23 protein-coding genes are annotated in these 23,689 nt (G+C 68.5%); 4 read left to right on the top strand and 19 right to left on the bottom strand.

Annotated elements, in window-relative coordinates; translation table 11 throughout:
• Nucleotides 1–4 precede the first annotated feature (4 nt).
• A complete protein-coding gene (locus ACZY1G_RS26060; RefSeq protein WP_463824003.1) occupies nucleotides 5–2,020 on the bottom strand; it encodes a primary-amine oxidase in 2,016 nt (671 codons plus the stop codon).
• An 18-nt stretch (nucleotides 2,021–2,038) separates the two neighbouring features.
• Nucleotides 2,039–3,568 (bottom strand): carboxylesterase/lipase family protein, encoded by a 1,530-nt coding sequence (locus tag ACZY1G_RS26065; protein ID WP_463818099.1) that lies wholly within the window; start codon nucleotides 3,566–3,568, stop codon nucleotides 2,039–2,041.
• 73 nt (nucleotides 3,569–3,641) lie between these two features.
• On the opposite strand from ACZY1G_RS26065, the gene ACZY1G_RS26070 reads away from it, so the two are divergent.
• Nucleotides 3,642–4,322 carry a hypothetical protein gene (locus tag ACZY1G_RS26070; protein ID WP_463824004.1) on the top strand — a complete coding sequence of 227 codons (681 nt, stop codon included), beginning with the start codon at nucleotides 3,642–3,644 and terminating at the stop codon, nucleotides 4,320–4,322.
• Nucleotides 4,323–4,335: 13 nt separating this feature from the next.
• Here the strand turns inward: ACZY1G_RS26070 and ACZY1G_RS26075 are convergent, their stop codons facing one another.
• The 6 genes from ACZY1G_RS26075 to ACZY1G_RS26100 form a co-directional block, all read right to left on the bottom strand.
• Nucleotides 4,336–4,905, bottom strand: a complete 570-nt coding sequence (locus ACZY1G_RS26075) for a hypothetical protein (RefSeq protein WP_463818101.1) — start codon at nucleotides 4,903–4,905, stop codon at nucleotides 4,336–4,338.
• A gap of 38 nt (nucleotides 4,906–4,943) precedes the next feature.
• Nucleotides 4,944–6,038 (bottom strand): LLM class flavin-dependent oxidoreductase, encoded by a 1,095-nt coding sequence (locus ACZY1G_RS26080; RefSeq protein ID WP_463818102.1) that lies wholly within the window; start codon nucleotides 6,036–6,038, stop codon nucleotides 4,944–4,946.
• A gap of 6 nt (nucleotides 6,039–6,044) precedes the next feature.
• Nucleotides 6,045–7,064 carry an ABC transporter substrate-binding protein gene (locus tag ACZY1G_RS26085; RefSeq protein ID WP_463818278.1) on the bottom strand — a complete coding sequence of 340 codons (1,020 nt, stop codon included), beginning with the start codon at nucleotides 7,062–7,064 and terminating at the stop codon, nucleotides 6,045–6,047.
• A gap of 20 nt (nucleotides 7,065–7,084) precedes the next feature.
• Nucleotides 7,085–7,837: an ABC transporter ATP-binding protein gene (locus ACZY1G_RS26090; protein WP_463818103.1), complete on the bottom strand. Its 753-nt coding sequence runs from the start codon at nucleotides 7,835–7,837 to the stop codon at nucleotides 7,085–7,087.
• A complete protein-coding gene (locus ACZY1G_RS26095) occupies nucleotides 7,834–8,568 on the bottom strand; it encodes an ABC transporter permease (RefSeq protein WP_463818279.1) in 735 nt (244 codons plus the stop codon). Before ACZY1G_RS26095 ends, ACZY1G_RS26090 begins: the two co-directional genes overlap by 4 nt.
• Before the next feature lie 145 nt (nucleotides 8,569–8,713).
• A complete protein-coding gene (locus ACZY1G_RS26100; RefSeq protein WP_463818280.1) occupies nucleotides 8,714–9,019 on the bottom strand; it encodes a hypothetical protein in 306 nt (101 codons plus the stop codon).
• A 175-nt stretch (nucleotides 9,020–9,194) separates the two neighbouring features.
• On the opposite strand from ACZY1G_RS26100, the gene rbpA reads away from it, so the two are divergent.
• Nucleotides 9,195–9,530: an RNA polymerase-binding protein RbpA gene (gene rbpA / locus ACZY1G_RS26105; protein WP_043409883.1), complete on the top strand. Its 336-nt coding sequence runs from the start codon at nucleotides 9,195–9,197 to the stop codon at nucleotides 9,528–9,530.
• A gap of 13 nt (nucleotides 9,531–9,543) precedes the next feature.
• On the opposite strand, the gene ACZY1G_RS26110 is transcribed toward rbpA, so the two are convergent.
• The 7 genes from ACZY1G_RS26110 to cobN are packed head-to-tail and all read right to left on the bottom strand — an operon-like array spanning nucleotide 9,544 to nucleotide 18,563.
• Nucleotides 9,544–10,329, bottom strand: a complete 786-nt coding sequence (locus ACZY1G_RS26110) for a polyprenol monophosphomannose synthase (protein WP_463818104.1) — start codon at nucleotides 10,327–10,329, stop codon at nucleotides 9,544–9,546.
• Nucleotides 10,326–12,050: an apolipoprotein N-acyltransferase gene (gene lnt, locus ACZY1G_RS26115; RefSeq protein WP_463818105.1), complete on the bottom strand. Its 1,725-nt coding sequence runs from the start codon at nucleotides 12,048–12,050 to the stop codon at nucleotides 10,326–10,328. Before lnt ends, ACZY1G_RS26110 begins: the two co-directional genes overlap by 4 nt.
• The gene (locus ACZY1G_RS26120) at nucleotides 12,043–13,581 is read right to left on the bottom strand and encodes an amidohydrolase (protein ID WP_463818281.1); all 1,539 of its coding nucleotides are present in this window, start codon (nucleotides 13,579–13,581) and stop codon (nucleotides 12,043–12,045) included. Before ACZY1G_RS26120 ends, lnt begins: the two co-directional genes overlap by 8 nt.
• A gap of 44 nt (nucleotides 13,582–13,625) precedes the next feature.
• Nucleotides 13,626–14,138, bottom strand: a complete 513-nt coding sequence (locus tag ACZY1G_RS26125) for an FxsA family protein (RefSeq protein WP_463818106.1) — start codon at nucleotides 14,136–14,138, stop codon at nucleotides 13,626–13,628.
• 47 nt (nucleotides 14,139–14,185) lie between these two features.
• Nucleotides 14,186–14,581 carry a PPOX class F420-dependent oxidoreductase gene (locus tag ACZY1G_RS26130; RefSeq protein WP_463818107.1) on the bottom strand — a complete coding sequence of 132 codons (396 nt, stop codon included), beginning with the start codon at nucleotides 14,579–14,581 and terminating at the stop codon, nucleotides 14,186–14,188.
• Between the two features lie 3 nt (nucleotides 14,582–14,584).
• Complete coding sequence (locus ACZY1G_RS26135; RefSeq protein WP_463818108.1) at nucleotides 14,585–14,965, bottom strand: PPOX class F420-dependent oxidoreductase; 381 nt, start codon at nucleotides 14,963–14,965, stop codon at nucleotides 14,585–14,587.
• Between the two features lie 19 nt (nucleotides 14,966–14,984).
• The gene (gene cobN, locus ACZY1G_RS26140; protein WP_463818109.1) at nucleotides 14,985–18,563 is read right to left on the bottom strand and encodes a cobaltochelatase subunit CobN; all 3,579 of its coding nucleotides are present in this window, start codon (nucleotides 18,561–18,563) and stop codon (nucleotides 14,985–14,987) included.
• A 31-nt stretch (nucleotides 18,564–18,594) separates the two neighbouring features.
• Between cobN and ACZY1G_RS26145 the strand changes: the two genes are divergently transcribed.
• The gene (locus ACZY1G_RS26145; RefSeq protein WP_463818110.1) at nucleotides 18,595–19,416 is read left to right on the top strand and encodes an AraC family transcriptional regulator; all 822 of its coding nucleotides are present in this window, start codon (nucleotides 18,595–18,597) and stop codon (nucleotides 19,414–19,416) included.
• A 19-nt stretch (nucleotides 19,417–19,435) separates the two neighbouring features.
• Nucleotides 19,436–19,843, top strand: coding sequence for a VOC family protein (locus ACZY1G_RS26150; RefSeq protein ID WP_463818111.1), 408 nt, complete (start codon nucleotides 19,436–19,438; stop codon nucleotides 19,841–19,843).
• Nucleotides 19,844–20,101: 258 nt separating this feature from the next.
• Here ACZY1G_RS26150 and ACZY1G_RS26155 read toward each other — a convergent pair whose 3' ends face one another.
• The 4 genes from ACZY1G_RS26155 to ACZY1G_RS26170 are packed head-to-tail and all read right to left on the bottom strand — an operon-like array spanning nucleotide 20,102 to nucleotide 23,623.
• The gene (locus ACZY1G_RS26155; protein WP_463818112.1) at nucleotides 20,102–21,079 is read right to left on the bottom strand and encodes a glycine betaine ABC transporter substrate-binding protein; all 978 of its coding nucleotides are present in this window, start codon (nucleotides 21,077–21,079) and stop codon (nucleotides 20,102–20,104) included.
• Nucleotides 21,076–21,858: an ABC transporter permease gene (locus ACZY1G_RS26160; protein WP_463818113.1), complete on the bottom strand. Its 783-nt coding sequence runs from the start codon at nucleotides 21,856–21,858 to the stop codon at nucleotides 21,076–21,078. Before ACZY1G_RS26160 ends, ACZY1G_RS26155 begins: the two co-directional genes overlap by 4 nt.
• The gene (locus ACZY1G_RS26165) at nucleotides 21,855–23,024 is read right to left on the bottom strand and encodes an ABC transporter ATP-binding protein (RefSeq protein WP_463824005.1); all 1,170 of its coding nucleotides are present in this window, start codon (nucleotides 23,022–23,024) and stop codon (nucleotides 21,855–21,857) included. The genes ACZY1G_RS26160 and ACZY1G_RS26165 overlap by 4 nt, the downstream gene beginning before the upstream one ends.
• Nucleotides 23,021–23,623 (bottom strand): ABC transporter permease, encoded by a 603-nt coding sequence (locus ACZY1G_RS26170; RefSeq protein ID WP_463818282.1) that lies wholly within the window; start codon nucleotides 23,621–23,623, stop codon nucleotides 23,021–23,023. The genes ACZY1G_RS26165 and ACZY1G_RS26170 overlap by 4 nt, the downstream gene beginning before the upstream one ends.
• Between the last annotated feature and the right edge of the window lie 66 nt (nucleotides 23,624–23,689).

Consider the following 23,689-nt stretch of genomic DNA (forward strand, 5'->3'; position numbering starts at 1 on the left):
GGGCTCAGTGGTGCGCGCTGGTACTCGAGGTGTGACACGCCTGCGGCGGGGTGTCGATGACGTCGAGTGCGGGGTTGCGATCGAAGAAGCCGAAGGGCTTGAGCCAGAACGAGACGATGTCGGCGGGCATCACCGGCCAGTCCTCGGGCCGAGTGATGTGGTGGATACCGAACACATACCAGAGCACCACGTCGGTGTTCTCGATCGGCCGGTCGGCAGCCGTCCACTGGGTCAATCCGGTGTCCCGAGCCGATTGGTTGACGAATTCGCCTGCAGGCCAACGCTCGTCGGGACGGTTCGGGGTGACCCAGAGGGTATGGGCGATCACCCCCGCACGCTGCAGCACCGGTGAGCCGGGGTCGAACATCGGCGGGATGGCACCGGTGGGCACGAGCTTGTACGCCGGATGGGCGCCCAGTCCGGTGACCACGTTGGGGTTGACCACCTTCCAGGCGCGCTGCGTGCCGAAGTCGACATCCTGGCGGGCCTCTTTCTCGCTGCGCAGCGGGACATTGCGCGTCACGACCGACAGGCCGTAGGGATTCTCGGGACCGATCGGCTCTGCCGCCGACTCGCTCATCACGACCGTGTTGTCCGTGCCGTCGACGTCCATGTCGAGGCGGGCCACCAGGAAGTGTTGGTGGAAAGGCGCATACGTGCGTTCGTCGACGATCGTGCCGTTGGGGCTGGGCGCACCGGCCGGCAAGGGCGTGGTCACCATGATGCCGGTCGCGCGGACCTCGCATTCGATGTTGCCGTCCTGGTAGAGACGCCAGTAGACCAGGTATTCGTAGTTGGCGACGGTGACGTGGAACGACAGCGTGAGCCGGCGCATGCGGCGCACCTCGGCACCGATGTCGTGGTCGACGTGCTTCCACAGCACGGCGTTGTCCTCTTCGTGCAGGCAGATCGCGTTGGTGATGCGGTACGGCTCCCCCGCGCTGTCGTGCAGCACGGCATCGAGATACCGGATCTCCCCCAGACAGTCACAGCCGAGCTCCAACGACGTCGTCATGAAGCCCAGGCCCCACTCCCCGATGTCGAAAGCGGTGCGCCGGTAGTGATCCGGTGATGGATCGCGGTAGGGCACCACCATCTCGGCGAACGACATCCGGTGGGCGACCGACCGGTCACGGTCCCCGTCCCGGTACCGGACCGTGTGCAGCGTCATCCCCTCACGGTGGTTGAAACCCACACGCAGCGACCAGTTCTGCCACGTCACCAGATTCCCGTCGACGGAAAACGACGGCCCCTCGGGCTGGGTGATGTGCAGCGGCTTCAGCGGTTCCCGGCGGCTGCGGCCGAGAATCCGGTCCGGGATGTGCCGAGGTACGTACTCCCCCATCACCTCCGGCGGCGTCGCACCGCCGGAGGGCGAGAACGGTCCGACGTCCTCGATGCGTACCAGCTCCATCGCGTTGAGGTCGATCACGCAGTGCAGACCGCTGAGCAGCCGTGCGTACGGGTTGGCACCGGGCGCGCCCTTGACCCAGCTGTCCGACCAGCCGATGCGCCGGTCGCGCAACTCCGGCGGCGCCACCGCGTCACCGTAGGTCCAGGTGTCGAAGAACACGAGGTCGATGTCGGTGACGCCACGACCTCGCAGCGCGGTGATGACGTCGGGGTGGCTGCGCAGAAGTCGGTCGCACTCGGCGAACTCGTCGACGGTGAAGTTGGCCTGGACACCGGGGACGTGCTCGAACGACTCGACGCGGTCGTCGGTCAGCGAGACCACGCTCTTGTAGGTGGCGTTCGTGCTGCGGTCGAAGCACACCACCGACGCACGGCGCACGGGCCGCCGTGCGTCGGCGTCGAAGTCGGCGAGCTCGGCCTTGGACGGTTCGATCAGCTCGATCGAGGCGAATCGCCACCCTCTGCGCTCCCCCGACGGTGCCGCCTGCACGCCGTGCTCGCGGTGCAATAGCGCGGCGATCGTGCGGAATTCGGCCTCGTCGAGCGGGTCGAGCGGGTGGTCTGCAGGTGTGGGGAGCGCATCAGGCACCCGTTCACGCAACCACACCGCGCAGCGGTCAGCACGTTATTGCGCGAACTCGAACGTCTTCCACACCTCGCGCCGCTCCGCGTGCGGATCGTGCTCCACGCGACGCCGCCTGTCCAGCACCATGACCGCGCGCTCGTCGTGGTCGTACTGCGGCCAGTCACCGCCCGGTGTCCCGCCTGAGGCGAAGCCCAGCCACCGCTTCTGGATGTCGTCGCTGACCTTTCCCGCGACGCGTGCGTCGAGGCCGGCGGCCAGCAGCTTGCCGTATCGGGACCGATAGACGTCGAAGACCGCGAGCAACTCCATCGCGTGCGTGGCGCCCAGCCCCGACAGGTGCAGGGCACGCGTCGCGTAGTCGTAGCGGTACACATACGTCGGCGCGTGCCGGCTGTGCGCTTCGGCGATCTGCCACATCGCGGACGCAAAGACGAAATCGCCGCCGAGCCGTACGCAGGCCTTGGGGTTCGGATAACCCGGGTAGGCCGCCAGAATCCGTTCGCGCACACCGGGTTCGGCTTGCGAGAACAGGCGCTCGATGGCCGTCTCGGTGGTCGGCAACAGTTTGAGGAAACGGGTGAACAGCTTGCCTTCGTCGGCGTTGGTCCCCACGATCAGCGGGACGCGATGCGCCGTCCCGTCGGCCATCGCGTCAGCAGGATTGGTCGGCAGGTACTCGGTGTCAAAGGCGGGCCCGATTGCGAAGGCGCCCAACATCTCTCGCTGCCCCTCGATGATCAGCGCTTCCAGCGCCATCACCAGCTCCGCGGGTCGGGTGCGCATCAGCACCTCGGCTGCATCGGATTCCGTCGCGCCCAGGAGGTGGGCGAACCGCACGGCGTACTGCTCGGCGACATCGGCTCCGCGGGTCATGCCGCTGCTGGGGCTCTGCGCGATCGCCCGGGCGAACAGTCCACCGGCGTCAGGAGTGGCGAGCAGCGTCGCGACCGCGTGGGCACCGGCGCTCTCGCCGAAGATCGTCACGTTGTCGGGGTCACCTCCGAACGCGGCGGCGTTCTCACGCACCCACCGCAACGCCATCACCAGATCCCGCAGGAACAGGTTGTCGTCGATCGGATGCTCAGGCGTGGACAGCGAGGACAACTCCAGGCAGCCCAGCGCGCCGAGCCGGTAGTTCACCGACACGTACACGCACCCACGCCGCGCCAGCGAGGCACCGTCGTAGATCGGAGTCGCCGAACTCCCCAGCAGGTAGCCACCGCCGTGGATGAACACCATCACCGGGAGCGGCCCGCTGTCGGAACGGGCGTGCGGCTCGCTGTCGGACCCGGCGGGAGCCACCACGTTGAGCGTCAGACAATCCTCGCTCATCGGCTGGTACTTGCCCGGCCGCAGGAGCGTGTACATGCGCTGCTGCGGTGCACACGGCCCGAACCCGTGACAGTGCCGCACCCCCGACCACGGTTGAACCGGGACGGGTGCGCGGAAGCGCAGCGGCCCCACGGGCGGCTTGGCGTAGGGAATGGACCGCCAGCGGTGAACGCCATCGCGGGTGAACCCCTCGACGACGCCGGATGCGGTTCTGACCCGCACGGTGTGCTCGTGCATCCTCCCGACGGTAGCGAATCGACGCCCGGCCTGCCTCGCCAGCCGTGCCGTGTCGGGCAGCTAGCCTGGCGGAATGCGCATGGCCGGCCTGCTCGCAGCGGCGACCCTGGTCGCCGGTTGCGCACAATCGACCGACGGCAGGCCGGAGTCGGCATCGCAGAACGCGGCCAGGCCCACGGCCACCACCAGCACCGCTGTCGCTCCGTCGACCACGCCGGCCGCGGCAGCGCCGCCCGACGGCGCGTCGATCGACGAGGTCATCGCGTTCATCGAGGCGGGGACACCCGCCGACGCCGCCACCTTCCACGTCGCGTTCCGCGACGGAGTCACCACCCGTCTCGGTGACGACGTCGCCTTCACCGCCGCTTCGGGGGCCCCGTCGGGTACCACCCAGTGCATGACCACAGCGGACGGCCTGACATGCCTGCTGGACCTGACCGCACCGCCGCCCCCACCGCCGGACGCCGAGGGAGTGTGGAAGCCGGGGTGGGTCGATTTCCCCGGTGACGAGCTGCGCGTCGGGGCGCTGCGCGCAGATCCGGGACCGTTCATCGCCGGATCGGGGCCCGAATTGCCCAGCGGGGGCGCCCTGAGCATCGGCGACACCCGCTGCCGCAGCGACGCCGCCGGCCTCTACTGCGTGAACTACGCCCGCCGCTCGGCGGTGCGCATCAGCGCCGACGGCGTCGCTCCGTTCGGCTGTCTGCAGCCGATGACGCCTCCGGCCGGTGTCGGAACAGCGTTCCGCTGCTGATCCCTCAGGGGATCTACGGTCGCGCCTTCTCCCGGGCTCGGCCCGGATAGGCCTGGGTCATGCCCACCGCCCCCACGATCACCACGACTGGGATCACCGCCTTGGTGAGGTGCACCGTGATCGGTGCGGTGGCCGCGAGGTAGCCGAGCACCGCGATCAGCGCGAACACCAGTGCCCACATGAGCGTCAACACCTGGTTCGTGCGGCGGAACGCGGCCTCCTCCCAGTCCTGCCGCGGCGCCGACGCCGGCGCGTATTGGGCGGTGAACGGCTCGAACGCCAGCGAACCCAGAGTCATCGCCGCGAGCACTCCGCTCGACAGCGTCGTGGCGTAGGTGTCCATCCAGTCCCGGTCCTCGGCGCCGATGACCAGGCCCACCACGGTCACACCGGTGAAGAACACGACGGTGACGACGTCGAGCAGGCGCACCCCGGCGAAGCCGGCCGACACCCCCAGGATCACCGTCGCAAGCACCGCGCAGATCGCACCGAACAACCAGGTGCTCGGGCCGTCAGCCACCACCCAGTAGATGATCCACGGGACGAACCCGACGAACGGGCTGCGCTCGAACCATTCGTCCACGCCGCAAGAGATACCAGATTTTCGCCGCACCCGGCCGGTCAGGCGACTCCTTTGCGTTTCAGGATCGGCAGCACGCCCTCGGCGAACCAGTAGGCCTCTTCCAGGTGCGGGTAGCCCGACAGGATGAACTCGTCGAAACCCAGGGAGTGGTACTCGAGAATCAGATTGGCCACCTCCTCGTGCGAGCCGACCAGCGCTGTACCAGCGCCCCCACGCACCAGACCGACGCCCGCCCACAGGTTGGGGTAGATCTCGAGCTGGTCGATGCGTCCGCCGTGCAACGCTGTCATCCGACGCTGACCTTCGGACTCCGATCGAGCGTGCAGCGCGGTGGCCGCAGCGATCTGATCGGGCGACAGGTCTGCCAGCAGTGCATCAGCGACCGCCCACGCCGCCTCCGAGGTGTCGCGGCTGATGGTGTGCAGACGAATACCGAATCGCACCCGGCGGCCGCGTTCTTCGGCCAAGGCCCGCACCCGCGCGATCTTGGCCGCCGCGTCCTGCGGCGGTTCACCCCACGTGAGATAGACGTCGACGTACTCGGCTGCGATCGGCAGCGCCGCCGCCGACGAGCCGCCGAAGTAGATCTGCGGCAACGGATCTGGCGCTGCGGACACCCGTGCGTCTGCCACCTCGTAGAAGGAGCCCGTGAAATCCAGCGACTCTTGCCGCCAGATCGCGTTGACGATGTGCAGGAACTCCCCCGTGCGCGCGTAACGCTGGTCATGGTCGAGCCAGTCGCCGAAGCGACGCTGCTCCCGATCATCTCCGCCGCTGACGATGTTGAGCAGCACCCGCCCCTCGGAGTATCGCTGAAGGGTCGCCGTCTGCTGCGCGGCGAGCGTGGGCGGCACCAGACCCGGACGGAACGCCACGAGGAACTTCAGACGCTCGGTCTCGGCGAGCAGCGCCGAGGCCGTGAGCCAGGCGTCTTCACACCATGTACCGGTCGGGGTGAGCACGCCTTCGAAGCCGAGCCGATCGGCCGCCCGTGCGATCTCGGCGAGGTAGCGCCGGGTGGGCGGCCGGTATCCGGCGGGCACTGTGTGGTGCGACGACGCATGCGAAGCTCCGACGATGGAGCGGCTGTCTCCGTTGGTGGGCAGAAACCAGAAGAATTTCGCGGAGGGCATGGGTTCCTAATTGGTCGAGACGAACAGCGGACGGAGTACGTCGTTGAATCTGCGATCCACCCACTTGTTGATATCTGGTGCCGGTGAGGCGATTTGGCCCGATTGGGCGAACAGGTCGGCGATCTTCTGCTCGGAGGCCACCACATCGTCGTCCAGCTCGGTCGGCAACCGCAGGCTGCGAGACTGTGAGACCGTGGCCACCTCGGGGCTCAGCCCGACCGCCTTGGCGTAGCTAGTGGCCCACTGCTCGCGGTTCTGCTGGGCCCACCTCGCGGCCTTCTCGAACCGGACCAGCAGGTCGGCCAGCGCGGTGTTGCGCTTCGGGTCAGCCAGCGCCTGGTCCGAGGCCACGCCGAACCAGTAGCCGTTGGTGACGTCCTTCGCCTGCCCGATGGAGCGCACCGGCAGCTGCGCAGCAGTCTGCGCCGTGTACGGATCCCAGATTGCCCACGCGTCGGCCTGACGCTGACTGAATGCCGACAGCGCGTCGGCCGGTTGGAGGAAGATCAACGTGACGTCGTCCGGGGTCAGTCCCGCGTTCTTGAGTTGGGCGAGGATGTGGCCGTGCGCGGAGCTACCTTTTCCAACGGCGATCTTCTTGCCTCGCAGATCTGCGATCGAGGTGATCGGTGAATCCTGATGCACGAGAACCTGATCGCCGGTACCGCCGCCATCGTAGGCGGAGACCACCTTCACCTTGGCGCCTGATGCGGCACCGAAGATCGGCGGGGTGTTGCCTGTGATCGCGAAGTCGATCTTGCCCGCTGTCGCGGCTTCGATCTGCGGCGGCCCGGACGTGAACGTCGAGAACGCGATTCGATAGGGCAGACCGTCGAGCGCACCTGCGGCGCGCAGCAACGACTCGGTGCCACCCTTCTGGTCGCCGACCTGCAGGGTCAGATCTCCCAACTCTGCCAGAGGTACCTGTTCGGGAGGCTTCTGGGCGCCCGAGACGTCCTGTCGCGATACGCAACCCGCCAACAGCAGACTGACCGCGGCGATCACTGCAACAACCCTGGACATGATGGCCCCCTCGTCGACGATGGTCAGGACTGCACGCCGAGCGTGTCGAGAAGCTCGGCGCGGTAGCGGTCGGTATGGCCTTCTCCGGGGGCGCGCCGCGGGTCCGGAATGTCGAGGGTGTGCGCGATCGCTCCGTCCTCGAGCACCAGAACCCGATCGGCCAACGCGACGGCCTCGTCGACGTCGTGGGTCACCAGGAGAACGCCGAAGCTGTGGCGCCGCCACAGGTCGAGCAGGAGGGCGCGCATCGAGAGCCGGGTCAACGCGTCCAGCGCCCCGAACGGTTCGTCGAGGAGCAGCAGTTGCGGCTCGGCGACCAGCGCGCGGGCGAGCGAAACTCGCTGTGCCTGCCCGCCGGAGAGCGTCGACGGCCACGCAGACGCGCGGTCGGCCAAGCCGACGTCGGCCAGCGCCTGTTCGGCGCGGGTCTGCGCCTCTGCCTTCGACAACCTCGCGCGGGTCACGCCGTAGGCGACGTTGGTGCGAACGTCGCGCCACGGGAACAACCGCGGTTCCTGGAAAGCCACGGCGGGCGCACCGGCCACCACGCGTTCACCGGTGTGGTCGGTCGACAATCCCGCGAGCACACGCAGGACGGTCGACTTGCCTGATCCGCTGCGGCCGATCAGGGCGACGATCTCGCCGCGGCCGATGTGGATCGAGAGGTCGGTCAGCACGTGGCGGTCGCCGTACCACTTGTTCACGCCGCGCAGCTCGCCTGCGCTGTCGGCGCGCTGTGCAATCACCCGGCTGGATGCGTCGGTGGTGAGGGTCATGTCCGGTACCTCGCTGCCCTGTTCTCGAGTGCGCGGACCACGGCGTCGGTGCCGATGCCCAGCAGTGCGTAGATGATGAGACCGAAGATGATGATGTCGATCCGCAGGAAGTCACGCGCGTTCATGATCAGGAATCCAATTCCTTTGTCCGCGTTGATCTGTTCGGCCACGATCAGGGTCAGCCACGCGATCGCCAGCGACTGCCGCAGACCGACGAGAACCTGTGGCGCCGCGCTGGGCACGATGATGGTGCGCAGCTTCTGCCAGAACGAGAAGCCGAGCACCTGCGCGGTCTCGAGCAATTTGGGGTCGACCTGGCGGATGGCCGAGAAGGTGTTGAGATACAGCGGAAAACTCACGCCGAGCGCGACGAGAAGCACCTTGGGCAATTCCCCGATGCCGAACCACACGATGAACAAGGGGATCAATCCGAGGTGCGGCAGCGCACGGACCATCTGCATCGGCGGATCGATGGTGACCTCGAACCACGTGGACAGGCCGACAGCGATGCCGAGCGCGATCCCGACCGTGCCACCCAGCAGCAGGCCCTGGATGACTCTGACCCCCGACACGGCCAGGGCATCCGCGAGCTGGCCCGTTCTGATCAGCTCGACCCCCGCTTCGGCGATCAGCGAGGGTGCGGGCAGCACGTCCTGGGGTATGAGCCCGATCGCGCTGCCGATCTGCCAGAGGGCCAGCAGCACGAACGGCGAAGCGAGGCGGATGAGCATCCACCTACGCCGGGGGCTGACGCGCGGGGCTGCGGCGGCCGACGGCACGGCCAGGTCAGCGGGACTGGTCACGGTCAGGCGACGCTACGCCCGGCCGGTTCTCCCCTGAAGCGTTTGACTCGGCGTGACGGAAACAGCTGCGGGGTCAGCGCCACCCGTCGGCGGCGCGCGCCGCGCGCATGACGGCATCACACAATTCCCGGAGTTCACTCGCCTCGGCGCCCTCCTCGAGGGCGGTCGCCATGTCCTCCGCTGCGCAGCGCACCTGATAGACCCTGTCGGACAGCACCGAGGCTTCCTCGGCGCTCAGCACCACCGCATCCTCGGCCACCGCCGACCCCTTGACCAGGGCGCGCTGCTCGTAGGCCCGCTGCCGACACGATTGGCGGCAGTACTGCCGCCGTCTACCCATCCCGGCGTCAGCCACTTCGCGTCCACACCACCGGCACATCTGAGGGCGTGTGCGGGATCTGCGAGGGGGAGCCAGCCGGTCCGGGGAGGCGGTCACGGGCCGACTCTAAACCGGGAGATACTCAGATCCCGGTATCATCAGGGGCCGAGTCGGGAACTCCGTTGGATAGATCTGCGTTGAATACCCCGGACCACATGCTGAAGAGGAGTTGACGATGGCTGATCGTGTCTTGAGGGGCAGCCGCCTCGGAGCTGTGAGCTACGAGACGGACCGCAACCACGACTTGGCGCCGCGTCAGGTCGCGCGCTACCGCACCGACAACGGCGAGGAATTCGACGTTCCGTTCGCCGACGATGCCGAGATCCCGGGTACCTGGCTGTGCCGCAACGGCATGGAGGGCACGCTCATCGAAGGTGATGTGCCCGAGCCCAAGAAGGTGAAGCCGCCGCGCACCCACTGGGACATGCTGCTCGAGCGGCGCTCGGTCGAAGAGCTCGAGGAGTTGCTCAAGGAGCGCCTCGAGATCATCAAAACCCGCCGCCGGGGCTGATCAGCGGGCCCATTCAGCGGGCAACGCCCCGGGCCCGGTCCAACCGGGCCCGCATACCCCACTGGGCGACTTTGAGGATGGCTTCGCGGATCGTCGAACCATCCATCTTCGAGACGCCATGCTCACGTTCGGTGAACGTGATCGGTACCTCGACGACCGTGAACCCGGCGTTGATGGAGCGCCAGGTCAGGTCCACCTGGAATCCGTAGCCCTTCGAATCGACGGCCCCCAGGTCGATTTTCTCGAGAACCTCGCGGCGGTACGCCCGGTATCCGGCGGTGATGTCGTGGATGTCGACACCCAGCAGGATGCGGGAGTAACCGTTGGCGGTCTTGGACAGGACCAGCCGCCGGCGCGGCCAATTCCGCACCTCGCCGCCGCCGACGTAGCGTGACCCGATCGCCAGATCGGCGCCGCCGTCGACGGCATCGAGCAGCCGGTACAGCTGCTCGGGGGCGTGACTGCCATCGGCGTCCATCTCCACCAGCACGGTGTACTGCCTGCTCAGCCCCCAGGCGAAGCCGGCGAGATACGCGGCGCCGAGGCCGTCTTTGGAGCTGCGGTGCATGACGTGGACGCGGTCGGGATCGGCCAGCGAGAGCTCGTCGGCCAGCGCGCCGGTGCCGTCGGGGCTGCCGTCGTCGACGATCAACACGTGGACCTGCGGCGCCGATTCGGTGACCCGGCCGACGATCTTGAGCAGGTTGTCGCGCTCGTTGTAGGTCGGGATGATCACGAGGGTGCGTGCGCTGGGTTTCGCCCCGGCTTCCTGGCCACCGGCGCTACCGGGGACGCTCATGAGGCTCCTTTGCCGTTCTCGGACGTCGATTTCCGACGCTTCGTTCTCAGGGCCTCCACGCGGCCCGCGAAGAAACTATTGTGCAGCATCGCTGCCAGAAGTCCCGCAACGCCAATGGCCACCAGCGCCGCCTCCACGTAGGGACCGAACCGGGTCGCCGGGGTCAGCGACGTCCGCAGCCGGATCTGTTGATCCAGGTAGGCGGGCTCGAAGAACTGGGTGCGCGCCAGCTCGCGACCTGCCGGCGAGATCACCGCGCTGATGCCGACCGTCCCGGAGACGACGACGTAGCGATCGTGCTCGACCGCCCGCAACCGCGCGAACGCGAGCTGCTGTTCGCTCATCGCCTCGTCGAAGGTCGCGTTGTTGGCCGGGACGGCGAGCATCTGCGCACCGCTGCGGACGGCCTCGCGCGCGGCCCGGTCGAAGATCACCTCCCAGCACGTGGTGACACCGATCGGTACCCGGGCCGCCCGCACCACGCCGTCGCCGTGTCCCGGTACGAAGTAGCCGGCCCGGTCGGCGTACGACGAGAGCCTGCTGAAGAAGCTGCGCCACGGCAGGTACTCGCCGAACGGCTGGATGATCTGCTTGTCGTGGCGGTCGGCGGGCCCGGTGTCGGGGTTCCACACGATCACCGAATTGGTCGACACCGGGTTGTCGCGGCGGTACCCGGGCGCAGCGAGCACGCCGCCTACCAGGATGGGTGCCCTGATCGCTGCGGCCGCGGCGGAGATCTCCTTGGCGGCGTCGGCATTGGCCAGCGGATCGATGTCCGAGGAGTTCTCCGGCCAGATCACCACCATGGGCTGCGGTGCCCGGCCCGCCCGCACGTCGTCGGCCAGGCGGATCGTCTCGTTGACGTGGTTGTCGAGCACGGCACGGCGCTGCGCGTTGAACTCGAGGCCCAGACGGGGCACGTTGCCCTGGACGACCGCGACGGTGACCGGTGGCTCGTCGCCGACGCTGGCGCCGGATTTGCGGACGTGCGGCCACGCCAGGGCCGCGGTGAGCAGCACGACCGCCACACACAGGCCCGACACGACCACCGCAGGCGGCTTGGCGGTGCGCGCGGCGTGGTCGCTGCGCCACCACCTGACCACCTCGATGGTCATCGCCGCGAGACCGAAACCGACCAGGGCGACACCAAAGGACACCAGCGGGGCGCCCCCCAAGTACGCCAGCGGCAGCGCCGGACTCTGCGTCTGCGAATAGCCGACGACACCCCACGGGAATCCGCCGAACGGCACCGTCGACTTCAGCCACTCCTGCGTAGACCACAGGCCGGCGAACCACAGAGGCCAGCCGGGCACGCTGCGAACCACGACCGCGACGGCACCGAACAGCGCCGGGAACAACGCCTCGAGCGCACTGAGCGCCAGCCATGGGACGGGTCCGACCAGCCCGCTGATCCAGGGCAGCAGCGGGATGTAGAACGCCAGACCGAACAGCAGCCCGTAGCCGAACCCACCCTTGACGGTGACCGACGGCGTGGTCAGCACCCAGCTCAGCGCGGCGAAGGCGGCGATGGCGGCGAACCACCAGCCGAATGGCGGAAAACTGAGGCACAACATCAGCCCGCCGAGCAGAGCAACGGTCAACTGCGGCAACCGGTCCAGCACCGCGCGGTTCAGCACGACACGGCCGATCCGCGCTCGGCGAGAAGGCGGTTCGGCGGTGACGGATTCGGCTTGGGGTTTTCGTTCGGTGGCCTCAGCCATGGAGGACCACGCCTCGATGCACCGTCTGCCGGCATCGCGGCGCAGCGCCGTCCAGGCGGGGCAGCACAGGAACCCGAGAGCGCGGATCGGTGGACCAGCGTTGCACCGCGTCCGCGGGGGCAGTGACATCGAACTCGTCGGCGTCCCACACGGCGTAGGAGGCGGGCGCTCCTGGCACGAGCGTGCCGGTCACACCGTCGCGGGCACCGCCGGCGCGCCAGGCTCCCCGGGTGGCGGCCGCGAAGGCGGCGCGGGCCGACACGGCGCTGCCGGGTGTCTGATGCGCGGTGGCCGCGCGCACCGCAGACCACGGGTCCATGTCGGTCACCGGGGCGTCGGAGCCGAAAGCGAGGGGCACGCCTTGGGATGCTAACAGCGCGAAATTGTTCATCCCCGACGCACGCGTCGGCCCGACACGCTGGGCATACATGCCGTGCGGACCACCCCACAGCGCGTCGAAGGCGGGCTGCAGACTGGCGATCACACCCCAGCGGCCGAGCATCGCGGCCTGCTCGTCGGTGACCATCTCCAGGTGTTCGAGGCGGTGCCCGCAGCGGGCGACGGCCACGCTGCCGAGCTCGTCGACCACGGCGCCCAGCGCCTGTACGACCGCGGTGACGGCAGCGTCGCCGATGACGTGGAAGCCGGCCGTGACGCCGGCTTCGGTGCAGGCCATCAGGTGCGCGGTGATCGCGTCGACATTCAGATACGTGTTGCCGTGCGGGGCTGCGCATCCTGGCGGTGCGTCGGCGTAGGGCTCGTGCAGCCAGGCCGTGCGCGAGCCGAGGGCGCCGTCGACGAACAGGTCACCGGCCAACCCCTGCGCACCTGTTTCGGCGATCAGTGCGCGGGCGGCGTCGGCGGAGTCGACCGCCTCACCCCAGTAGCCGACCACGTCCACACCGTGGTCAAGCGCGCGCAATTCCCGCCAGTCGTCGAGACCGCCGATCTCCGGTCCCGCGCATTCGTGGACGGCGACGATGCCGCGCGACGCCGCGAGGTCGAGGGTGGCCCGTCGGGCGTCGTCGCGCTGGCCGGCGGTCAGGTGTTCGCGGGCCACCCGGCGCACGCGGTGGTGGTCGTCGGCGGTCAGCGGCCCATGGCCGGACACTCCCGCGGCGCGCTGCAGCGCAGTGGAGGCCACCGCGGAGTGCACGTCCACCCGGGCCAGGTAGGCCATGCGGCCGGGTCCCACCGCGGCGTCCACGTCGTCGACGGTCGGCGGCGTCCGGTCGGGCCACCCCGATTCGTCCCATCCGTGCGCCCACAGCACCCCGTCGGGACGGGTGCGGGCGAAGGCGGCGAGCAGATCCATGCAGTGCGGGCGCGAGGTCGCTTCCCGCAGGTCAAGTCCGGTCAAACTCAGGCCGGTGGCCGTGACGTGCACGTGGCTGTCGACGAATGCCGGGGCGACGAACCCGCCCGCGAGATCGACGATCTCGGCGTCGGGGAACTGTTCTGAGCCGACGGCGTCGCTGCCGAGCCAGGCGATCACACCGTCGCGCACGGCCATCGCCGTGGCGTCGGGCATGGCGGCGCTGTGGATGCGCCCACCGATCAGGAGGCGGGTGGCGTTCACTCCGGCAGACGGCGGAGTTCGGCCTGGGACTCGGGCGTGGCGTCCACAGGCGCATCGACGATGTCGATGACCTCACCGTCGATGTAGTCGCCACCTGTGTACGCGCCGCGGGCGGGCCGGTAGGCGAATGGCGTCGCAGTGCCCGCGCCGACGATCAGCGGAGCCCGGCGGGCCGCCATCGCGGTGACGACGGGACGCGCGAGCGCACGCGTGGGGGGAAGCAGCAGGAGTGCGCCGACGACGGAGCTGGCGAGGCCGGGAATCACGACGAGCACCGTACCGAGAGCCACGAGTGCGCTGTCGGTGACCACCCCGGCGGCGTTGTCAGCGGTGAGCCCGGTCTGTAGACGGCGCAGGTGGCGGCGCAGCTGGGAGCCGGCCAGCGCGAGGCCGAGCAGGAACGTGCCCGCGACTGCCAGCATCGTCCAGCCGAAACCGATCGTCGCGGTCAGCGCAACCAGCACGGCCATCTCGACCACCATGTAGAGCACGAAGAGCCTCATCGCCATGTCCGGTCAACGTCCGGGGCGCGCGTTCGGTTCCTAGCTGCCGGTTCCTAGCTGCCGGAGGGAGGTGCGGTCACCTCGATGGCGGCGTGCACCTTGTCGATACCGCCGCGCAGGATCGCCTGGGGAATGAAGTACCAGGCGTGGTTCCAGTAACGCTTGATGATCATGGTGAACACCCTGCGCGTCTCGGACTTGGGCAGCATCCGGGCGACACCTTCGACGGGTTCACCCTTGACCTTGCCGAGGACGCCGCACTTCTGGATCGTCACGCGCGGAGTGTTGTTGATCCGCTTGGTCTTCCACGACCCGTCGTCGGTGATGATCAGCAGCTTGTCGCCGTCGGGGACCCCCCAGACCGGGGTGGGCTTCGGTTTGCCGTCCTTGGTGAACGTGGTCAGCAGCAGGTACTTCTCGCGGTAGACGTCGCCGAAGGTGGGTGCCATGGGTCAGCTCGCCGCCAACTCGATGGTGACGTTCTTGTCCATGCCGCCCCGCAGTTTGGAGAAGAAGTTGAACGCCTTCCCCAGCAGGCCGTAGCGCTTGCCGAGCGCGTCGTAGGTGGCAGCGTTGGCGGACTTGTCGAGAATCTTCGCGGTGGCCTCCACCGCCTCGCCCTTGGGTTTGCCGCCCCGGTCACACGGGGCGATCGTCACCCGGGAGGTGTTGCGGATGCGCTTGACCTTCCACGACTTCTCCTGGGTGATGGCGATCAGCTTGTCCCCCGCCGGCGCCGCCCAGATCGCGGTCGGCTTCGGCCTGCCGTCCTTGGTGAACGTCGTGAGCAGGATGTACTCGGACTTGGCGACCTGGGCGAACGTCACGGGCATAGCACCAAATGTAGCGGGATCAGCCCTCGAGATCGCCCTCGGTCTCCAGCAGCACCTGCCGCAGCGCGTCGAGGGTGGCCTGCTCGGGTGCCGACCACATGCCGCGCCCGGCCGCCTCGAGCAGGCGTTCGGCCATCCCGTGCAGCGCCCACGGATTGGATTCGTTCATGAACTTGCGGTTCTCGTCGTCCAGCACGTAGCTCTCAGAAAGCTGCTCGTACATCCAGTCGGCCATCACACCCGCGGTCGCGTCGTAGCCGAACAGGTAGTCGACTGTCGCGGCCATCTCGAAGGCACCCTTGTAACCGTGCCTGCGCATCGCGGTCATCCAGCGCGGGTTGACGACCCGGGCCCGGAACACGCGGGTGGTCTCCTCCGAGAGCGTGCGTGTGCGCACGGCGTCGGGTCGTGTGTTGTCCCCGATGTAGGCCGCCGGAGCGGTGCCGGTCAGCGCTCGCACCGTGGCGACCATGCCGCCGTGATATTGGAAGTAGTCGTCGGAGTCGGCGATGTCGTGCTCACGGGTGTCGGTGTTCTTGGCGGCCACGGCAATTCGCCGGTAGGCCCGGTTCATGTCGTCCGTGGCGGATGCGCCGTCGAGCCCCCGGCCGTACGCGAAGCCGCCCCACGCGGTGTAGACCTCGGCGAGGTCGGCGTCGTCGCGCCAGTTGCGGCTGTCGATCAGCTGTAGCAGGCCGGCACCGTACGTACCGGGCTTGGAACCGAAAATCCTTGTCGTCGCTCGTCTCTCGTCACCGTGCTCCGCCAGGTCGACCTGTGCGTGCGCGCGCACCAGGTTGTCGTCGTCGGACTCCTCCAGTGACGCGACCAATCGCACCGCGTCGTCGAGCATCGCGACCACATGTGGGAAGGCGTCCCGGAAGAACCCCGAGATCCGCACGGTCACGTCGATCCGTGGCCGGCCGAGCTCCTCGAGCGGGATGGCTTCGAGGTCGACCACGCGCCGTGACGCGTCATCCCAGATGGGGCGAACCCCGAGCAGCGCGAGCACCTCGGCGATGTCGTCACCGGCAGTGCGCATGGCGGAGGTGCCCCACACCGAGAGTCCGACCGATTCCGGCCAGCGCCCGTGGTCGGCCCGGTACCGCTCGAGCAGCGAATCCGCCATCGCCACACCGGTTTCCCAGGCCAGCCGCGACGGCACGGCCTTCGGGTCCACCGAGTAGAAGTTGCGTCCGGTCGGCAGTACGTTGACCAGTCCGCGCAACGGTGATCCTGACGGACCCGACGGGATGAAGTGGCCGTCGAGCGCCCGCAGCACCTGGTCGATCTCCCCCGCGGTCTGCCTCAGCCTCGGCACCACCTCGGTGGCCGCGAACCGCAGGATCGCCGCAACGTCGTCGTTGTCGGTCAGCGCATCGACGACGTCGGCGTTCCAACCGCTGTCCTGCAGCGCCGCAACGAGTTCGCGGGCTCGGGCCTCGGCCTCGTCGACGGCGGTCCGGTCGTCGTGGCCGTCCTCGGCCAGTCCGAGGGCCTGGCGCAGACCGGGAACCGTCTGTTCCCCGCCGAACAGCTGACGGGCCCGCAGGATCGCCAGCACGAGGTCGAGTTCGCCGGAGTCCACGGGCCGCTGACCGAGAATGTGCAGACCGTCGCGGATCTGCACGTCCTTGATCTCGCACAGCCACCCGTCGACGTGCAGCAGCATGTCGTCGAAGGAGTCCTCGTCGGGCCGGTCCTCGAGCCCGAGGTCGTGATCCATCTTGGCGGCGCGCATCAACGTCCAGATCTGCTGGCGGATCGCGGGAAGCTTGCCCGGGTCGAGCGCGGAGATGTTGGCATGCTCGTCGAGCAGCTGCTCCAGGCGGGCGATGTCGCCGTAGGTTTCGGCCCGCGCCATCGGCGGGATCAGGTGATCGATCAGCGTCGCGTGGGCGCGGCGCTTGGCCTGGGTGCCCTCCCCCGGATCGTTGACCAGGAACGGGTAGACCAGCGGCAGGTCGCCCAGCGCGGCGTCGGTGCCGCAGGACGACGACATGCCCAGCGTCTTGCCCGGCAGCCACTCCAGGTTGCCATGCTTGCCGAGGTGCACGACGACGTCGGCGTGAAAGCTGTTACCGAAGGCCCCGTCCAACCACCGGTAGGCCGCGAGGTAATGGTGACTGGGGGGCAGATCGGGGTCGTGGTAGATGGCGACGGGGTTCTCGCCGAAACCGCGGGGCGGTTGGACCAGGATCACGACGTTGCCGCACTGCATGGCGGCGATGACGATGTCACCGTCGGGATTGTGAGTGCGATCGACGAACAGCTCTCCCGGCGGCGGTCCCCAGTGCTCGACCACCGCGTCGGCGAGCTCGCCGGGCAGCGTGGCGAACCAGGCCCGATAATCCTTGGCAGACACCCGGATCGGATTGCCGGCGAGCTGAGTCTCGGTGAGCCAGTTCGGATCCTGGCCACCGCGTTCGATGAGTGCGTGGATCAGCGCGTCCCCGTCGCCGGCGTCGAGGCCGGGGACTTCGCCGACGTCGTAGCCGGCATCACGCATGGCGCCCAGCAGGGCGATCGCGCTGGCGGGGGTGTCCAGACCCACCGCGTTGCCGATGCGGGCGTGCTTGGTGGGGTAGGCGGAGAAGACCAGGCCGACCCGTTTGTCGGCAGCAGGTACCGACCGCAGCCGGGCGTGGCGCACGGCCAATCCGGCCACGCGGGCGCACCTTTCGGGATCGGCGACGTAGGTGATGAGGCCCTCGTCGTCGATCTCCTTGAACGAGAACGGGACCGTGATGATCCGGCCGTCGAATTCCGGGACGGCGACCTGGGTGGCGACGTCGAGTGGCGACATCCCGTCGTCGTTGGCCTCCCACTGGGCGCGCGACGACGTCAGGCACAGACCTTGCAGGATCGGAACATCAAGGGCGGCAAGGTGAGCCACGTTCCATGCGTCGTCGACCCCGCCTGCTGACACGGCCGCGGGCGTCGCGCCACCGGCCGCGAGCACCGTGGTGATCATCGCGTCGGCGGTGCCGAGCAGTTCGATCAGCTCGGGCTCGGGCGTGCGTAGCGAGGCGCAGAACACCGGAAGCGGCACTCCTCCTGCAGCGTCGATCGCGTCGCACAGCGCCTCGATGTAGGCGGTGTTACCCGCCAACTGCTGGGCACGGTAGAACAGCACGGCGACGACGGGTCCGTCGGATCGTCCGGAAGGTCGGTCCAGAACACCCCAGGCCGGTGTGCTCGTCGGCTCGGCGAACCCGAAACCCGTCATCAGCAGTGTGTCCGACAGGAAGGCGTGCAGGTTCGACAGATTGTCGACGCCGCCCTGCGCGAGATAGACGTGGGCCTGCAGAGCGACGCCCGCCGGCGTTGTCGAGCGGTTCATCAGGTCGGCGTCGGGCGCCTGCTCGCCGCTGACCACCACGGCAGGCACCCCGCTGGCGACCACCGCGTCGATGCCGTCCTCCCAGGCGCGGTAGCCACCGAGGATCCGGACCACCACGACGTCGGCGGTGGCCAGGAGTTCCTCGAGCTCACCGTCGACCAGCCGCGACGGATTGGCCCACCGGTAGCGCGCCCCGCATGCGCGGGCAGTGATCAGATCGGTGTCCGATGTGGACAGCAGCAGAACGGTCGTCACCCCCCATTCGTACCGGACTACGGTGATCTCTGTGACTGAGGGGACCTCGGGCGTCGCAGTCGGCACCCCGGACCCCTCGCTGCGCGGAGTGGTGCTGCGCTACGAGGGGTTCTGCGAGCGCGGCGTCGATCCGGTCACGTTCCGCGAGGTGGCCTGTACGTTCGTGCCGATCATCATCGATCTCGACGCGGGCTGGACCGTCGCCCACCAGCGGGATGCGCCGCTGCGGCTGCAGTCTTTCGTGGCGGGTCTCACGGACGCGCCGGTGCTGGTGGGGCACGGCGGCTCCGCGCACTGCCTGCAGATCGACCTCACGCCGTTGGGTGCGCGCCGCATCCTCGGGCTTCCGCTCTCGGAGCTGGCCAACCGCTCGGTGCCGGTCGAGGCCGTGCTCGGCCGCGGTGCCGCCGACCTTGTCCAGCGCATCGGGGAGACCTACCGCTGGGAGGACCGCTTCGCACTCGTCGACGCGATGCTGCTGGCCCGACTGGGTGACGCGCCGGACATCGACCCCGGGGTGGCCTGGTCGCTGGGACGCATCACCGCCAGCGGCGGGCGCACCGCCATCGGGCCGCTGGCCGACGAGCTCGGCTGGAGTCATCGCAGGTTGATCGCGCGGTATCGCGACGCGATCGGATTACCGCCGAAGACGGTCGCACGGATCGTGCGCTTCGAGCGGGCCCTCGGGCAGGTGCGCGCCGGCGCCGAGCTGTCAGCGATCGCCGCCGACTGCGGCTATTTCGATCACGCGCACCTGTGCCGCGACGTCCGTGAACTCTCCGGCCTCACCCCGGCGGCGCTGCGCGCCGTGGTCAATTCCGAAGTCAATTCCGTCCAAGACCCGGGTGGTTGACCGGCCTACCGTTCGATGCATGACCACACCCATGCACGCGTCCGGCGCGATCCCCATCGTGCACTTCACCGAGCCACGCGAGGCGATCGGCTGGCTCTCGAACGCCTTCGGCGCGATCCCTGCGCTGCTCGTCCCACCTGAGCCGAATCTGCCGCTGCAGCACGCCGAGGTCCGGATCGGTACCGGAGTGGTGATGGTCGGCGACGCCGAGCGCGACAGCGTCTTCGCGCTGCCGGGTCCTGTCGTCGTCTACGTCGTCGTCGACAGCGCGGCCGAGGTCGACGCGCTGCATGACAGGGCAGCCGCGGCCGGCGCAGAGATCGTGCAGGGGATCAGCGATCAGGACTACGGTTCCCACGACTTCGCAGCGCGCGATCCGCACGGCAACATCTGGAGTTTCGGAACCTACCGGCCGTCGCTGAGCTGAGCGATCAGCGGCTCCAGCGGCTGTACCAGGTCTGCCGATAGGGCGTGCCCGCGACGACGACGAGCCCGGCGACGACGACGGTGAATGCGATGAGTGCGAACATCATTGCTCCTTTCCCACGACGGGGTTCCTTTCCCACGACCCTGCTGACCGCAGGGGCTTCATGAGGCGTGACGGTACCGCCGGTACCGGGTTCTCAGCGGGAAAGGTGTGGCACGGAACTATCGTTCGAGGTGTGTGACGACGATCACTTTCGGGTCAGCCCGCGGTCACGAACCCCTGCGACACCATCCAGTCGCGCGCGACCACGCTGGGGTCGCGGCCGTCCACGTCCACCTGTTTGTTCAGCTCGGTGATGACCTCGTTGGTGATCGCCGCGGTGACCGGCGCCGTCACGTCCGCGATCTCGGGGTGGGCCTCGAAGAAGCTGCGCTTCATCGTCACCGACGGGTTGTAGTGCGCGAAGAACTGCTTGTCGTCGGTCAGCACCGTGAGGTTCAAGGCGGCGATGCGGCCGTCGGTGGTGAAGACCTCACCGAAATCGCACTGCGTGCCGTCGGCGGTGGCCTGATAGATGATCCCAACCTGCAGGATCGGCGTGTTCGCGCGGGCCGGGTCGAAGCCGTAAGCCGTTGCCATGCCGGGGAATCCGTCCTGACGGGCACGAAACTCGGTGTCGACGCACGTACGCGCCGCGGCAGGGTCGCGCGTGACCAGAGCGGCGTAGTCGGACAGCGTCCGCACGCCGGTGCGCTCCACGGTGCGGGTGCTGGCAGCCAGCGCGTAGGTGTCGTCCATCGGCCCCGGCTCCAGCCACACCATGTCGTTTCGTGCGAGGTCCTCGTCGCGCACCGCCTCGTACTGCTTGCGCGTGTCGGGCAGCGGCTTCTCGTGGCCCAGGTAGTTGATCCACGCGTTGCCGGTGAACTCGTAGGCGACGTCGACCTGACCGGACAGCTGCGCGCCCCGGGTACTGCGGCTGCCCACGATGCCGGTCAGGTCCCGCACCTGCGCCCCTGCCGCCGCCAGCGTGTACTCGAGGATGTAGCCGAGGATGACCTGCTCGGTGTACTCCTTGGAGCCGACCGTGATCTGCACACCCTCCAGGCCGGGTGTGGGCTTGATCGAGCCCGGCCCGACCTGCAGCGGTACCGCGCTGCCCGAGCCCAACCCGCACGCGGTCGTCACCAGCATGACGACGGCGGCGAGCGCGGCCAGCTGCCGGCGGGCGTTCATCGCAGACCCTTGGGGCCCACGTAGAACTCGGCCAGCCCGCCCAGCCAATCCACCAGCAGCGCCAGACACACCGCGAGCACGCTGCCCAGGATCAGCGTGACGTTGTCCTGCAGCTTGTATCCGGTGTCGATGAGGATGCCCAGACCGCCGGCGTTGACGAGGAACGACAGCGTGGCCGTGCCGACTGCCAACACCAGCGAGGTCCGCAATCCGGCGAGGATGAACGGCACCGCGAGCGGTAGTTCGACGCGCGTCAGCAGGGCGGCGCGCGACATGCCCTGCCCGAGACCCGCATCGATCAGCGCACGGTCGACCCGGTCGATTCCGAGGATAGTGCTCGACAGCACCGGAAGCAGCGAGTAGAGCGCGATCGGCAGCACACCGATCCAGAAGCCGGTGCGCGAGGTGAGCAGGAACAGCAGCACCAGCAGGCCGATCGCGGGCGCCGCCTGCCCGATGTTGGCGATACCGATGACCAGGGGCCGCAACGGTTTTGCGCCCGGCCGGGTGACCAGGACGCCGAGCGGAACACCGATCAGCACGACGATGGCGGTGACCGCCGCGGTGATCAGCAGGTGCTGCCAGATCAGCGTCGCGACGCTGGCGGGGTTGATGTTCTCCCGCTGGGTGGCGGTCAGCTCGCGATCGAACGCCCAGAACACCACGGCCGCCGCGACGATCAGCACCAGCACGGGTTGGATGTACAACCGCACCCGCTCGGCGTTGGTGCGTGCCGGCGCACCGCCTGGAGCGCTCTGGGCGGTCTCGGTCGTGGTCACGAGGGGCTGCCGCCGTCCGCATCGGTGGCGTCTTCGGCATTGCGGCGCAGCCGCGTGATCGTGTCGATGAGCGTGTCGAGGGTGACCACGCCCTCGTACCGGCCACCGGGGCCGGTCACGACGGCTGACGCGTGCTGCTCGGCCAGTATCGCTTCGAGAGCGTCTTCCAGCGTCGCCTGAGTGCTGACCACATCGAGATGCTCCACCGCGTCGGCGAGCGTGGCGGCATGCCGCAACCGATTGACGCGCACCCAGCTGACCGGCCGCTCGCGACCGTCGAGCACCACCGCCCAGTCGTAGTCGCTTGCAGCGATGGTCGCGCGCACCTGATCGACGGTGTCGTCGTGGCGCACGGACGGACGCGATTCCAGCGCAACGTCTTTCACGCGCAGCAGCCCGAGCTGACGCAGCGACGCGCCGGAGCCGACGAAGCCGGCCACGGTGTCGTCGGCCGGGCTGGCGAGGATGTTCTGCGGGGTGTCGTACTGCAGTACCGCGGATTGCTGGCCGAGCACGGCGATCCGGTCGCCGAGTTTGACCGCCTCCCCGAAGTCGTGGGTGACGAAGACGATGGTCTTGTGCAGTTCGTCCTGTAGCCGCAGCAATTCATCCTGCAGCGTGCTGCGCGTGATCGGGTCCACGGCACCGAACGGCTCGTCCATCAGCAGCACCGGTGGGTCCGCTGCGAGTGCGCGCGCGACGCCCACTCGCTGCTGCTGCCCACCGGAGAGCTGGCGCGGGTACCGGTCGGCGTACTGAGCGGGTTCGAGGCCCACGAGGTCGAGCAGTTCGTCGACCCGGTCGGTGATGCGCTGACGGTCCCATTTGAGCAGGCCCGGCACCAGTGCGACGTTCTGCCGAATCGTCATGTGCGGGAACAGGCCCGCCTGCTGGATCGCGTAGCCGATCGAGCGGCGCAGCTCCGTCGGTTTGATCGACAGCGCGTCGTCGTCACCGATGAGGATGCGGCCCGACGTCGGCTCGCTGAGCCGGTTGATCATGCGCATCGTAGTGGTCTTCCCACACCCCGACGGACCGACGAACACGACGATTTCCCCGGCGGGGATGTCGAGCGAGACATCGTCGACCGCAGGTGTTTTCGCGCCCGGGTAGACCTTGGAGACGTGGTCGAGTTCGATGCGAACCCCGGTGACATCGGTTGTCATCGAACACCTTTCGATGTGGTGAGTCGCCCGAGGAGGACGAGCAGGGCGTCGAGCGCGAGTGCGAGGATCACGATCAGCAGCGTGGCGGTCAGGGCCATCGGCAGGGCGGTGGGGCTGCCGACGCGCGACAGCCCGGCGAAGATCAGGTTGCCCAGGCCGGGGCCCTTGACGTAGGCCGCGATCGCGAGCACGCCCATCGACATCTGCGTGCTCAACCGCATGGCCGACAGGATGGCGGGCCAGACGAGCCGCAGTTCCACGCGCGTCAGCGTGCCCAGCCGGCTCATGCCGATACCTCGCGCCGCATCGGTCAGCGCCGGGTCCACGGAGTTCAGGCCGACGATCGTGTTGCGGACGATGGGCAGCAGCGAGTACAGCACCAGGGCTGCGACGCTCGGGATCACCCCGAGCCCGAAGAGCGGAATCAACAGACCCAGCAGGGCGAACGCCGGCACGGTCAGGATCACGCTCGACGTCGTCGTGGCGAGATTTGCCGCCAGCGAGTTGCGATAGGTCAGCACCCCGAGCGCCACGCCGATGACGGTCGCGATCAGGACGCTTTGCACGACGGCGCTGACGTGCTGATACGAGTCGAACATCAGCTGCTCGTAGTGCGTGGAGACATACCCCCACACCGTGGAATTCGAGGTCACCGCGTCACTCCC

The sequence above is a fragment of the Mycobacterium sp. IDUB_5 genome, from assembly GCF_055419565.1.

Coding starts and splice junctions, on each gene's coding strand:
- ACZY1G_RS26150 (WP_463818111.1), top strand. CDS start 19,436: ATGACCACACCCATGCACGCGTCCGGCGCGATCCCCATCGTGCACTTC.
- ACZY1G_RS26135 (WP_463818108.1), bottom strand. CDS start 14,965: ATGCCCGTGACGTTCGCCCAGGTCGCCAAGTCCGAGTACATCCTGCTC.
- ACZY1G_RS26095 (WP_463818279.1), bottom strand. CDS start 8,568: ATGCTCATCCGCCTCGCTTCGCCGTTCGTGCTGCTGGCCCTCTGGCAG.
- lnt (WP_463818105.1), bottom strand. CDS start 12,050: ATGGCTGAGGCCACCGAACGAAAACCCCAAGCCGAATCCGTCACCGCC.
- ACZY1G_RS26080 (WP_463818102.1), bottom strand. CDS start 6,038: ATGCCCTCCGCGAAATTCTTCTGGTTTCTGCCCACCAACGGAGACAGC.
- ACZY1G_RS26070 (WP_463824004.1), top strand. CDS start 3,642: ATGCGCATGGCCGGCCTGCTCGCAGCGGCGACCCTGGTCGCCGGTTGC.
- ACZY1G_RS26065 (WP_463818099.1), bottom strand. CDS start 3,568: ATGCACGAGCACACCGTGCGGGTCAGAACCGCATCCGGCGTCGTCGAG.
- ACZY1G_RS26120 (WP_463818281.1), bottom strand. CDS start 13,581: ATGCCCGACGCCACGGCGATGGCCGTGCGCGACGGTGTGATCGCCTGG.
- ACZY1G_RS26165 (WP_463824005.1), bottom strand. CDS start 23,024: ATGACAACCGATGTCACCGGGGTTCGCATCGAACTCGACCACGTCTCC.
- ACZY1G_RS26155 (WP_463818112.1), bottom strand. CDS start 21,079: ATGAACGCCCGCCGGCAGCTGGCCGCGCTCGCCGCCGTCGTCATGCTG.
- ACZY1G_RS26100 (WP_463818280.1), bottom strand. CDS start 9,019: ATGTGCCGGTGGTGTGGACGCGAAGTGGCTGACGCCGGGATGGGTAGA.
- ACZY1G_RS26170 (WP_463818282.1), bottom strand. CDS start 23,623: ATGTTCGACTCGTATCAGCACGTCAGCGCCGTCGTGCAAAGCGTCCTG.
- ACZY1G_RS26125 (WP_463818106.1), bottom strand. CDS start 14,138: ATGGCGATGAGGCTCTTCGTGCTCTACATGGTGGTCGAGATGGCCGTG.
- ACZY1G_RS26090 (WP_463818103.1), bottom strand. CDS start 7,837: ATGACCCTCACCACCGACGCATCCAGCCGGGTGATTGCACAGCGCGCC.
- rbpA (WP_043409883.1), top strand. CDS start 9,195: ATGGCTGATCGTGTCTTGAGGGGCAGCCGCCTCGGAGCTGTGAGCTAC.
- ACZY1G_RS26130 (WP_463818107.1), bottom strand. CDS start 14,581: ATGGCACCCACCTTCGGCGACGTCTACCGCGAGAAGTACCTGCTGCTG.
- ACZY1G_RS26110 (WP_463818104.1), bottom strand. CDS start 10,329: ATGAGCGTCCCCGGTAGCGCCGGTGGCCAGGAAGCCGGGGCGAAACCC.